Source organism: Candidatus Pantoea communis (assembly GCF_011752685.1).
Lineage (GTDB): Bacteria > Pseudomonadota > Gammaproteobacteria > Enterobacterales > Enterobacteriaceae > Pantoea > Pantoea communis.
This window is the reverse complement of sequence record NZ_VWXC01000005.1, coordinates 224126-235677: the sequence shown is the minus strand read 5'-3', so window position 1 is coordinate 235677 and position 11552 is coordinate 224126. Positions and strand designations below refer to the sequence as shown.

Annotated in this window: 12 protein-coding genes; 9 read left to right on the top strand and 3 right to left on the bottom strand. The window is 51.7% G+C overall.

Going from position 1 to position 11552, the window contains the following annotated elements; translation table 11 throughout:
* Positions 1–96: 96 nt before the first annotated feature.
* Together F3J37_RS09610 and mntR are read right to left on the bottom strand one after the other, a co-directional pair.
* A complete protein-coding gene (locus F3J37_RS09610; protein ID WP_166933172.1) occupies positions 97–1206 on the bottom strand; it encodes an SLC13 family permease in 1110 nt (369 codons plus the stop codon).
* Positions 1207–1227: 21 nt separating this feature from the next.
* Positions 1228–1686, bottom strand: a complete 459-nt coding sequence (mntR, locus tag F3J37_RS09605; RefSeq protein ID WP_034820884.1) for a manganese-binding transcriptional regulator MntR — start codon at positions 1684–1686, stop codon at positions 1228–1230.
* Between the two features lie 265 nt (positions 1687–1951).
* Between mntR and F3J37_RS09600 the strand changes: the two genes are divergently transcribed.
* The 4 genes from F3J37_RS09600 (at position 1952) to F3J37_RS09585 (ending at position 6238) form a co-directional block, all read left to right on the top strand.
* The gene (locus tag F3J37_RS09600) at positions 1952–2146 is read left to right on the top strand and encodes a hypothetical protein (protein WP_045814029.1); all 195 of its coding nucleotides are present in this window, start codon (positions 1952–1954) and stop codon (positions 2144–2146) included.
* 305 nt (positions 2147–2451) lie between these two features.
* Positions 2452–3180 carry a gluconate 2-dehydrogenase subunit 3 family protein gene (locus tag F3J37_RS09595; RefSeq protein WP_166933170.1) on the top strand — a complete coding sequence of 243 codons (729 nt, stop codon included), beginning with the start codon at positions 2452–2454 and terminating at the stop codon, positions 3178–3180.
* Positions 3180–4958: a GMC family oxidoreductase gene (locus tag F3J37_RS09590; protein ID WP_097119369.1), complete on the top strand. Its 1779-nt coding sequence runs from the start codon at positions 3180–3182 to the stop codon at positions 4956–4958. The genes F3J37_RS09595 and F3J37_RS09590 overlap by 1 nt, the downstream gene beginning before the upstream one ends.
* 11 nt (positions 4959–4969) lie before the next feature.
* Positions 4970–6238, top strand: coding sequence for a c-type cytochrome (locus tag F3J37_RS09585; RefSeq protein ID WP_370662129.1), 1269 nt, complete (start codon positions 4970–4972; stop codon positions 6236–6238).
* A gap of 59 nt (positions 6239–6297) precedes the next feature.
* Here F3J37_RS09585 and ompX read toward each other — a convergent pair whose 3' ends face one another.
* On the bottom strand, positions 6298–6810 hold the full coding sequence (ompX, locus tag F3J37_RS09580) for an outer membrane protein OmpX (RefSeq protein WP_034820897.1): 513 nt from the start codon (positions 6808–6810) through the stop codon (positions 6298–6300).
* Between the two features lie 379 nt (positions 6811–7189).
* On the opposite strand from ompX, the gene rhtA reads away from it, so the two are divergent.
* The 5 genes from rhtA to glnQ all read left to right on the top strand — a co-directional run bounded on the left by rhtA (position 7190) and on the right by glnQ (position 11426).
* Positions 7190–8098, top strand: coding sequence for a threonine/homoserine exporter RhtA (rhtA, locus tag F3J37_RS09575; protein ID WP_166933167.1), 909 nt, complete (start codon positions 7190–7192; stop codon positions 8096–8098).
* Between the two features lie 293 nt (positions 8099–8391).
* On the top strand, positions 8392–8895 hold the full coding sequence (gene dps / locus F3J37_RS09570) for a DNA starvation/stationary phase protection protein Dps (protein ID WP_034820903.1): 504 nt from the start codon (positions 8392–8394) through the stop codon (positions 8893–8895).
* 320 nt (positions 8896–9215) lie between these two features.
* Complete coding sequence (glnH, locus tag F3J37_RS09565) at positions 9216–9962, top strand: glutamine ABC transporter substrate-binding protein GlnH (protein WP_058961948.1); 747 nt, start codon at positions 9216–9218, stop codon at positions 9960–9962.
* An 85-nt stretch (positions 9963–10047) separates the two neighbouring features.
* Complete coding sequence (gene glnP / locus F3J37_RS09560) at positions 10048–10707, top strand: glutamine ABC transporter permease GlnP (RefSeq protein WP_038647949.1); 660 nt, start codon at positions 10048–10050, stop codon at positions 10705–10707.
* Positions 10704–11426, top strand: a complete 723-nt coding sequence (gene glnQ, locus F3J37_RS09555) for a glutamine ABC transporter ATP-binding protein GlnQ (protein ID WP_038647952.1) — start codon at positions 10704–10706, stop codon at positions 11424–11426. The genes glnP and glnQ overlap by 4 nt, the downstream gene beginning before the upstream one ends.
* Positions 11427–11552: the final 126 nt, after the last annotated feature.

Here is an 11552-nt window from a genome sequence, read left to right as displayed (position 1 = left end):
ACACAAGCCAACAATCAACGCATTTTCTGCCACTGAGTGCGATAACGCGCTGAATAATCAGCGCGTCAGCTCATCGGGCAGAACAAAATGGCAGGCTTAGTGTAGCCAGCGCAACAGCAACCAGCCACACAGCATCGACCACGCCAGCATGGGTAAAGAAAACAGGTGAAAGCGCCACCAGACTTTGTTGTCTTGCGCCATACGAAGCGCAATCAGGTTAGCCAATGAACCCGGCAGCAAGCCAAATCCACCAATGTTGACGGCCCAGGCGAGCGCCTCTGTAGGCGGCACTTTTTGCAGCAAAAGAATGGTTGCCGGCACATTGCTGATGACCTGTGAAAGACCGATCGCCAGCAAATATACCCCCCCTTCGCTTAAATGACCTATCGCGGCGAAATAGGGTTGCAGCAGGGGAAGATGCATCAGTAAAAACACATCGATGAACATCGCGACAAATACCAGCAACAAGCTCCAGTCAATACTGATCAATACGCTGCGCGCCATGATCAGGAAGCAGCCTGCCACCAATAACAGTGCCCATCCGGTCATTTTCAGTTCCAAAGCCACAATAAACACCAGATACAGCAGCACACTAATGATAAACAACGGTTTTTGCCATTGATGCGCTTCGCTTTGCGCATGCTTCTGGATGGTTCGCTTGGGAAAACTCCACCAGGTGAGCGCCATCAGGCTGATCATTAATACTGCAGCCAGCGGTGCCATCTGCAGGATAAATCCCGGCACGCTGAGCGTACCGTGGCTCCATAACAGAATATTTTGCGGATTGCCCACCGGGGTCAACAGCGATCCGGCATTCACCGCCAGCGCTTCAAAAATGATCAGTCGGGAAATCGGCAGACGTGAGAATTTGCGCAGCGTCAGCGTCAGCGGCACCAGAATAAAAAGTGCCACATCGTTGGTGAGAAAAGTGGAAAGCAGCGCCGCAGCACAGACCATAAACAGCGCCAGCGTGCGCTCATGTTGAAAGCGCTGTACCAGACGTGCGCCGAGCACATCAAAATAGCCGCTGTTTTCCAGCCCTTTGGTCAACATCAATAAACCCGTTAGCGTCATGATGGTGTGCCAGTCAACGGCGGCAGGCAATTGCGACCAACGATACTCCGCCAGCGGCAATAAAATCACACCCAACAGCAACAGCAAATGCAAAATACGATCACGCATTAAGGAACGCAGCACGATGGGCATGATGGCGGAAGGCCTTGTAGGTTAGCGGCTCTCGTAAAACTTCTGGAAGACGGCGAGGGTTTCATCACTGACGTGATGCTCCAGGCCTTCAGAATCCCGGCGGGCAGTTTCCGGGCTGACACCTAACGCCAGCAGGAAAGTTTCAACAATATGGTGACGTACGCGGCTCGCTTCAGCCAGCTTTTCACCTTCAGGCGTCAGAAACACACCGCGATAAGGAACCTGTTCCACCAGACCGGTGGTGCCTAAACGCTTCAACATTTTTGCCACGGTGGGCTGTGAAACGCCGAGGCGCGCGGCCATATCGACCTGGCGGGCTTCACCAAATTCACGAATCAAATCAGAGATTAACTCTACGTAGTCATCAATAAGTTCACGTCGATGCGCTTCGCGCACCTGGCGAAATCCTTCGACATGCTCCTCTATATCTTTAAGCGGCCCCTGGGGCGTATTGGTGGCGCTCTTTGCACGACGACTCATTCAGCTTCCTCTTTATTATCTGCCGCACTTTACCTGCGGTGCGGGCCTGGCTGCGCTCATTGTAAACCAGGCACAAATAAGCACAAATTTTTCCTAAATAGTGTTGGCTAAAGAGTATAGCCAGTGCTATCTTTGTTCGTAATGTAAGCGAATAGCTTATTTAGGAGGCAACGATGAACGCACCCTATCTGCTGCTACTCCTTTTCCTGCTGTTTATCGCAGGTTTGTGCTTACTGTTACGTCGTTATTCATTCGGGAGGTGAACATGACCACCATGAAAAACTGCCTCGACTGTGGCAAATGCTTCCAGGTTGAGCAAAGCAAACCGGCTTTTGAGCTGAAATCGCTGCTGTGCCTGTTTAAACGCTCGCCTTTTGCCCTGCGTCTGATGCTGATTGAAAAGCTGACCGGCAAACAGCTGACCGAGCGCCCTTGCCCCAATCTCATCTGGCGCGGCTGATTCATCCATAAATTCCTTCTCAGGATCCGTTTTCTCAACGGATCCTTTGCACGATCTCACATTTTGTTACCTTTTTAGTCCCACTCTTCCTATTGTTATTGAACAAATTCTAAACCCTTGCGTTCTCTGTGGCTGAATCGCTTCAGGCGCTGACATAACTTTACCTTCAACAACGCTTAAACGATTAGGCTGCTAACTTTTAGCTTGCAACCTATTGTGACGTCTGATTAATCTCCTCATAACAAAAAATTACATACTTATAACAAAATCAACCCAGGGTGGGTTTTTCGTAAGGAAGATTAGCAATGTCACTTAAAAAGCCTGAAGAGCAACCATCGGGCAGGAGACGATTTTTACAAAAATCGCTCTCGCTCATTCCCCTCGCCGCCGCAGCCAGTACCGGTGTGGTGTCACTCTCCTCCCCCGCTGCCGACAAGCCGCAAGGCGTGTTATCCGACTATGTTCCCGCTTACTTCAACGATAAAGAGTGGAAATTTCTGCTCGCCGCGCTGGATCGCCTGATCCCTGCCGATGCCAACGGTCCTGGCGCCGTCAGTGAAGGTGTACAGGTGTTTATCGATAAGCAGATGGAATTGCCCTACGGCTATGGTCGCTTGTGGTACATGCAAGGCCCGTTCGCCGATTCGATTCCGGAAATGGGTTACCAATCCCATCTGGTACCACGCGATACCTATCGGTTAGGCATCGCCTTAGCTGACCAGCATTGTCAGCAGCAGTACCAAAAAGATTTTTACCAACTGGAGACGGCGCAACAGGAAGAGGTTTTGCGTGCGCTGGAAGCCGACAAACTGCGTAACGATGCCATTCACGGCAAGCAGTTTTTCGAGCAACTGCTGGAGAACACCAAAGAGGGTTATCTCGCCGATCCAATTCACGGCGGCAACCAAACGCTGGCCTCGTGGAAAATGATCGGTTTCCCCGGTGCACGTGCGGATTTCGTCGATACCGTACAGCAGCCTAATAAACCCTACCCTCTTGGCCCAGTCAGCATTTCCAGTAAAAGGAGCGTGTAATGGCGGCAGTAAAAAAAGCGCCCGTCGATGTGGTCATCGTCGGGTTCGGCTGGACCGGTTCGCTCATGGCGATGGAACTGGCCAGTTCTGGTTTGAATATTGTGGCACTGGAGCGCGGCGAAAATCGCGATACCTACCCCGACTTCTCCTATCCGCGTATTGCCGATGAACTGACTTACGGCATTCGTTTAAAACTGTTCCAAAACGCCTCGAAAGAGACCGTGACGGTTCGTCACACCACGCAGGAAACCGCGCTGCCTTATCGCCGCTTCGGTTCCTTCCTGCCCGGTGATGGTGTGGGCGGCGCCGGTACCCACTGGAACGGTCAGCTGTGGCGTCCGCTGGAAGCGGACTTAAAAATGCGCAGCACAGTCATCGAAAAATACGGTGCTGACTTCATCCCTAAAGACATGACGGTGCAGGATTACCCCTTCTCTTATGCCGAGATGGAGCCCTATTTCGATAAGTTTGAGAAAATTTGCGGCGCGGCCGGTCAGGTCGGTAACCTCAACGGTGAAACCGTCGAAGGCGGTAACCCGTTCGAATCTCCTCGTAAAAATGGCTATCCCACCAAACCGTTAAAAACGCTGTATGCCGGCGAATTATTCTCTAAAGCCGCAAAGCAACTGGGCTATCACCCCTTTGAGTGCCCTGCAGCCAACACCACCGAACCCTGGACCAACCCTTACAACGTGCAACTTGGCGTGTGTAACTACTGCGGTTATTGCGAACGCTTCGGCTGTTTCAACTACTCCAAAGGCTCACCGCAAAGCTGTGTTATCCCTGCTCTGAAGCCGTTTAGTAACTTTGAGTTGCGCACGCAGGCGCACGTGATTCGTGTCAATACCGACAGCAGCGGTAAAAAAGCCACTGGCGTGACCTATATCGATGCGCAAGGTAACGAAGTCGAGCAACCGGCTGACCTGGTGATCCTTAGTGCCTTCCAGTTGCACAATGTGCGCTTACTGCTGTTGTCAAAAATCGGTAAGCCATACGATCCACAAACCGGTGACGGCGTGGTGGGCAGAAACTATGCCTACCAGATGACCGGCGGTATCAAGCTGTTCTATGACAACGACAATTGGTTCAATCCATTTGCCGCCACGGGTGCCACCTCCACCGTTATCGATGATTTCAATGCGGAAAACTTCGATCACAGCAAAGTCGGCTTTGTTGGCGGTGCCACCATTTCTGCGGCCTTCTCCGGTGGACGTCCTATCCAGCAGATGGGCATCCCTAAAGATGCGCCGCGTTGGGGTTCCGGCTGGAAACAGGCCATCAAAGATAATTATCTGCACAACATGAACGTCGGCTCGTCAGGTTCAGTGATGCCGTATAAGCAGTGCTATCTCGACCTTGATCCTACGTACCGTGATATCTACGGCCAACCGTTGCTGCGTATGACCTTTGACTGGCAGCAGAATGAACTGAAGATGACCAACTTCATCAAAGATAAGGCCGAGGAGATCGTCAAGGTGATGAATCCTAAGCACTATGAAGTGGGCTTCAAAACCCTCAACAGCCATTACGATGTCCGCCCTTACCAATCAACGCACACCACCGGTGGTGCAGTGATGGGCGACGATCCGCGTACCAGCGTGGTGAATAAGTTCCTGCAAAGCTGGGATGTACCGAACGTATTCGTTACGGGCGCATGCTGCTTCCCGCAAAACCTGGCATACAACCCAACCGGGATTGTCTGTGCCACCGCATTATTCGCGGCGGATGCGATTCGCAACCGCTATCTGGCTAACCCTGGTCCGCTGGTTCAGGCCTGATAAGGAGCGTTATAGTGAAATTTTCCGCACTCTTTTTCGCTCTCGGCGGCGCACTGATCAGCCACGCCGCATCGGCCGCGACCGATGCCTCGGTTAAGCAAGGCGAGTATCTGGCCAAAGCGGGCGATTGTGCCGCATGCCATACCGCAGCAGGCGGGCAACCTTTCGCCGGTGGGCTCAAAATGAGCACGCCGATTGGTGCCATATACTCCACCAACATCACGCCAGATAAAACGCACGGCATTGGCGACTACAGCTACGACGACTTCGTCAAAGCGGTACGTGGCGGTGTGGCGAAAGATGGCAGCTCGCTCTACCCCGCCATGCCGTTCCCGTCGTATGCCAAAATCAGCGACAGCGATATGCACGCGTTGTATGACTACTTTATGCAGGGTGTGAAACCGGTGAGTCAGGAGAATCGCAAAAGTGATATCCCCTGGCCGCTCAGCATGCGTTGGCCGCTGGCGTTTTGGCGCTGGACCTTTGCCGATGACAGCACTTACGCTCCTGTAGCCGGTCAATCGGCACAATGGCAACGCGGTGCTTATCTGGTGCAGGGGCTTGGCCACTGTGGCTCATGCCATACGCCTCGTGGCATCGGCTTCCAGGAGAAAGCCATGGATCAGAACAGCAAAGGCTATCTGACCGGCGGCACACTGGAAGGCTGGCATGCGCCAGATCTGACCGCCAGCCCGGCAGCGGGTTTGGGCAGTTGGTCTGAGCAAGATATCGCCACCTTCCTGAAAACCGGCGCGAATAAGCAAGGCGCTGCCTTTGGTTCGATGACGGATGTGATCGCGCACAGTACCCAGTATCTCAGTGATGAAGATCTGAATGCGATTGCCGTTTATCTGAAGTCTTTACCGGCTGCGGATAACACCGCTGCACCACAGGCCAGCGATACGACGTCGCAAGCGCTGTTCAAAGGGGATGTCAGCCAGCCAGGCGCGCAGGTGTACGTGGATAACTGCGCTGCCTGCCATCGTACGGACGGTAAAGGCTATGCCAGTACCTTCCCGGCGCTGGCACACAATCCGGCCTTGTTGAGTGAAGACCCGTCATCAGTGATCAGTGTGATTCTGAAAGGCGGCCAGCGTGCGATTACGCAACAGGCGCCGACCGGTTTCACCATGCCAGATTTCGCCTGGCGCCTGGATGATCAGCAGGTCGCTGATGTCGCTAACTTTATTCGCAATGGATGGGGTAACAAAGCGGCACCGGTAACGGCCGATCAGGTGAAGAAGATCCGCGCCACGCTTCCTCCCGCCCCGCAAAAGTAAGCATAAAAAAACGGCCCGTAAAGGGCCGTTTCTTGTGCAACTCTGGTCTAAGCAAAAACTTAGAAGCTGTAGCCTACGCCAGCAATCCAGGTGCCTACGTCTACGCTACGGATACGGCTCTGCTCGTAACCCACGTCAACAGCAACGTTCTGGATTGGGTTGAACTGCATGCCTGCGCCGTAGGAGAAACCGTAATCGCTGGTGTCAGATTTAGACTGTGCAGCAGCGTCATTCGCCTGGTATTTACCGTAACCGATACCGACCACGCCGTAGATGCTTGCCCAGTCGTTCAGACGGTAAGCAGGACCACCGGTGATGCCGTAGTACTGGCCTTTGTTGTAAACACCAGCGTCAGTGCGGTCTTTTTCGGTGTAGGTGAAAGAACCGATCCAACCCAGTGGGTTAGTACCATCTTCGTAACGGTATTTCAGGTTGAAGCCGTTTGCTTTGTTAGCAACGCCCTGATAATCGCTCTGCGCGTAACCAGCAGAAACGGTGCTCTGCGCCATGGCTGAACCTGCTGAAACTGCCAGTACACAAGCCAGTGCTGAAAGACATGCAATTTTTTTCATAAACCACCTCAAATGTGAATATACTTCTCTCCTGACAACGCTGAAAATATAACAAAAATTAGCAAGAAACTCTGCCCGCTATTTGTTGTCTAACAGATTGTTTGGTGTAACAGAAAGTTAATGAAGTTTCCTATGTCATTCATTTTACTTATAAAAAGCGTCATCTTCCTGCAATAATATTTCGGGCTGCAAATAATGCCTTTAAGGATATTCCTAAACTAACCTGACATTTCTTTACTTAAATGGTCCGGAAAACGGTTATTTCCCAGGCGGTCACCGCATTTATTTTCCCTCTTACACACCTCCTTATTTCCTGAAGATTCCTTTACACTGGCGTTTTGTTGCTGTGTTGTTAATCACTACAGGATTGAATTACAGGATGTCTACGCCTCAGACGAACACCAAAATGGCCCCGGTTTTGTTCCCGATTGCCGTGCTACTGATTGCCATGCTCTCGCTTCAGGGCGGTGCTTCCCTGGCAAAATCACTGTTTCCTACCGTAGGGGCTCCTGGCATCACCGCATTGCGTCTCGGACTGGGCACCCTGATTCTGTGCATCATCTTTAAGCCGTGGCGCCTTCGTTTCACTCCTGCACAGCGCAAACCGCTTTTGATGTACGGTCTGGCGCTCGGTTGTATGAACTATCTCTTCTATTTATCCATTCGCACCGTGCCGCTGGGCGTTGCCGTTGGCCTGGAGTTTCTTGGCCCCTTAACCCTGGCATTGGCCGGTGCGCGACGTCCGCTCGATTTCCTCTGGGTGCTTCTGGCGGTCACCGGTTTGTGGTTTCTGCTGCCGATTGGTGATGGCATCAGCCATATTGATCCACTGGGTGCGCTGCTAGCGGTGGGAGCCGGTGCCTGTTGGGCGGTCTATATCCTGGCGGGGCAACGTGCCGGTGCGGAGCATGGTCCAGCAACCGTTGCCATGGGATCGTTGATTGCTTCGGTGATCTTTGTTCCGCTTGGATTAACCTTTGCGGCACCCGGCATCTGGCACTGGGAAATTCTGCCCCTGGCGCTGATTATCGCCCTGCTCTCCAGTGCGATTCCTTATTCACTGGAGATGATGGCCCTGACCCGTCTGCCCGCTCGCATTTTTGGCACGCTGATGAGCCTGGAACCCGCGATGGCAGCGCTTTCTGGGATGTTGTTCCTCGGGGAATTACTGACGCTGAAGCAGTGGGTTGCGCTGCTGGCCATTATTGCCGCTTCGGCGGGTTCGACCCTCACCATGAAACAGAAGAGTGCCAAAATAAGCGAAGTGGATATTAATAATCCGCAATAAATAATGCCAAATTCAGCCTGTTAAGCTGCAGGCTGAATATATAAGCATTCTCATTCCTTTTTTTCATCTCAGACTCCCTCTTTGTTATTATTTTGCAACATCATTGAAAAATAATTAACACACAGCATAACCACTTGTTATAAAAGACAAATAAATTAAACGCTCAAATCCCAAACAACATTAAGGTTTATCTATTCCTGTCATCGGTTTAAACAATCCGGCACAGCAGAAAACTGCTGCTATACTTATTCCCGTGCTTGATTAGGACAACCATCAATTAGAGGACATTAATGATGAGTACCGCAAAACTGGTTAAAACTAAATCGTCTGATCTCATTTACACCCGTAATGATGTTGCTGATAGCGATAAGAAAGCGACCATCGAGGTGCTCAACCGTCTGGTAGTGGAATATATTGACCTGTCACTGATCACCAAACAGGCGCACTGGAACATGCGTGGCGCCAACTTTATTGCAGTACACGAAATGCTGGATGGCTTCCGTACTGCCATTACCGATCATCAGGACACTATTGCAGAGCGTGTTGTACAGCTCGGCGGCGTGGCGCTGGGTACCACCCAGATCGTTAACGATAAAACGCCTTTGAAGAGCTATCCGCTCAACATTCATACCGTTCAGGATCACCTGAAGGCGCTGGCCGATCGTTACGCGATTGTCGCGAACGACACGCGTAAGGCCATCAGTGAAGTGAGTGATGAAGATACCGCTGATATTTTCACGGCGGCATCGCGTGATTTAGATAAATTCCTGTGGTTTATCGAATCCAACATTGAATAATGCACGTTACAGCGAAGGCGGGTTATCCCGCCTTTTTTTATATCTGTAACATTTTGGTGCTTTTTTTGACGTCCTTAACAAAATCTTAATCCTGCCTTTCCCTTGCTCAGCCCTTGGTGCACACTGTGCCTGCACCACAACAGCACGATGCACTATTTTGGTGAGCCATATTAGTGCAGACTTTTCGACTACAGCAAAATCGCTTCAGCCAGGCCCTGCATCCTGCTGATTTCGACCAAAATGAAAAGTTGGCATAATTTTTTCATATGAATAGCCGTACATCAGGCCATCAGGTCTGAAGGGTAATAAGGAAAATAATGATGAAGTCTTTGATTAAAGTCTCCGTGGCCGCGCTGGCGCTGGCCTTCTCGCTTTCTTCCACTGCAGCAGATAAGAAACTGGTCGTTGCGACCGACACCGCATTCGTTCCTTTTGAATTCAAACAGGGTAACGATTACGTTGGTTTCGATATCGACCTGTGGGCCGCTATCGCCAAAGAACTGAAGCTGGATTACACCCTGAAGCCAATGGATTTCAGCGGCATCATCCCAGCACTGCAAACCAAAAACGTTGACGTGGCTCTGGCCGGCATCACCATTACCGACGAGCGCAAAAAAGCCATCGACTTCTCTGACGGCTACTACAAAAGTGGTCTGTTGGTGATGGTGCGTGAGAACGAAAACAACATCAAAGGCATCGACGATCTGAACGGCAAAGTGGTTGCGGTGAAGAGCGGTACCGGTTCTGTTGATTACGCAAAAGCGCACATCAAGTCTAAGGATCTGCGCCAGTTCCCGAACATCGACAACGCTTACATGGAGTTGGGCACCAATCGTGCTGACGCCGTGCTGCACGACACGCCAAACATCCTGTACTTCATCCACACCGCCGGTAAAGGTCGCTTCAAAGCGGTTGGCGAGTCTATCGAAGCTCAGCAGTATGGTATCGCCCTGCCAAAAGGCAGCGATGACCTGCGTAACCAGATTAATGGCGCGCTGAAAACCCTGCGCGACAACGGCACGTACAACACAATTTATAAAAAATGGTTCGGCAGCGAGCCAAAATAATTCCGGCCTAAGCCGATTTTTCCAGCAGGGAGCTTAGTCTCCCTGCTTTTTACATTTCCATTGCAACAGATTTTGGAGTTACACCATGGAGTTTGACTGGAGCGTCATTTGGCCAGCCCTGCCGATTTTGATCGAAGGCGCCAAAATGACCCTGATAATTTCTGTACTCGGCTTAATTGGCGGGTTAATCATTGGTTTAGTCGCCGGTTTCGCGCGCGCGTACGGCGGATGGATCGCCAATAATATCGCGCTGGTGTTTATCGAGCTGATCCGCGGTACGCCAATCGTGGTGCAGGTGATGTTTATTTACTTCGCCTTGCCGATGGCCTTCCCGGACCTGCGTATCGATCCGTTTACCGCCGCCGTGGTCACCATCATGATTAACTCCGGTGCCTATATCGCGGAAATCACGCGTGGTGCCGTGCTGTCGATCAACAAAGGCTTCCGTGAAGCAGGCCTGGCGCTGGGTCTTTCCCGCCGTGAAACCCTGCGTTACGTCATCATGCCGTTAGCACTGCGTCGTATGCTGCCACCGCTCGGTAACCAGTGGATCGTGAGTATCAAAGATACCTCGCTGTTTATCGTGATCGGCGTGGCGGAACTGACCCGTCAGGGCCAGGAAATCATCGCCGGAAACTTCCGCGCGCTGGAGATCTGGAGTGCCGTTGCCATTATCTATTTGGTTATTACGTTGGTGTTGAGCTTTGTACTGCGCCGTATTGAGAAGAAGGTGAAAATCCTGTGATTGAATTTAAAAACGTCTCTAAAAACTTCGGCCAGACCAAAGTCCTGCATGACATCAACCTGAAGATCAATCAGGGCGAAGTGGTGGTGATTATTGGGCCATCTGGCTCAGGTAAATCGACCCTGCTGCGCTGCATCAACAAGCTGGAAGAGATCACTACCGGTGACCTGATCGTTGATGGCATGAAAGTTAACGATCCTAAAGTCGACGAACGCCTGATTCGTCAGGAAGCGGGCATGGTGTTCCAGCAGTTCCATCTGTTCCCGCAGATGAGTGCGCTGGATAACGTGGCTTTCGGCCCGATTCGCGTGCGCGGTGCGAAGAAGGACGACGCACAGAAACTGGCACGTGAACTGTTGGGTAAAGTCGGCCTCGCCGAGCGTGCGCACCACTTCCCTGCCGAACTGTCCGGTGGTCAGCAGCAGCGTGTTGCCATCGCCCGTGCGCTGGCGGTGAAACCGAAGATGATGTTGTTTGATGAGCCAACCTCTGCACTCGATCCAGAACTGCGCCATGAAGTGCTCAAGGTGATGCAGGATCTGGCCGAAGAAGGCATGACGATGGTCATCGTAACGCACGAAGTGGGCTTTGCTCAGAAAGTGGCTTCGCGCCTGATCTTCATTGATAAAGGCACCATCGCGGAAGATGGCAACCCGGATGAGTTGATCACCAACCCACCGAGCGATCGTCTGCGCGAGTTCCTGCAGCACGTGTCATAAATGACGAGGCGGCTGTAAAGCCGCCTCTTCTTCCGTAAAGAAATTTCCTTTCAGAATCTTCACCTTCCATCACTGACTATACTTTTTCTCTTGTGCCGTTGTGCGTTGCTCAAGGAGAAGGTCATG

Coding starts and splice junctions, on each gene's coding strand:
- F3J37_RS09610 (WP_166933172.1), bottom strand. CDS start 1,206: ATGCCCATCGTGCTGCGTTCCTTAATGCGTGATCGTATTTTGCATTTG.
- mntR (WP_034820884.1), bottom strand. CDS start 1,686: ATGAGTCGTCGTGCAAAGAGCGCCACCAATACGCCCCAGGGGCCGCTT.
- F3J37_RS09600 (WP_045814029.1), top strand. CDS start 1,952: ATGACCACCATGAAAAACTGCCTCGACTGTGGCAAATGCTTCCAGGTT.
- F3J37_RS09595 (WP_166933170.1), top strand. CDS start 2,452: ATGTCACTTAAAAAGCCTGAAGAGCAACCATCGGGCAGGAGACGATTT.
- F3J37_RS09590 (WP_097119369.1), top strand. CDS start 3,180: ATGGCGGCAGTAAAAAAAGCGCCCGTCGATGTGGTCATCGTCGGGTTC.
- ompX (WP_034820897.1), bottom strand. CDS start 6,810: ATGAAAAAAATTGCATGTCTTTCAGCACTGGCTTGTGTACTGGCAGTT.
- rhtA (WP_166933167.1), top strand. CDS start 7,190: ATGTCTACGCCTCAGACGAACACCAAAATGGCCCCGGTTTTGTTCCCG.
- dps (WP_034820903.1), top strand. CDS start 8,392: ATGAGTACCGCAAAACTGGTTAAAACTAAATCGTCTGATCTCATTTAC.
- glnH (WP_058961948.1), top strand. CDS start 9,216: ATGAAGTCTTTGATTAAAGTCTCCGTGGCCGCGCTGGCGCTGGCCTTC.
- glnP (WP_038647949.1), top strand. CDS start 10,048: ATGGAGTTTGACTGGAGCGTCATTTGGCCAGCCCTGCCGATTTTGATC.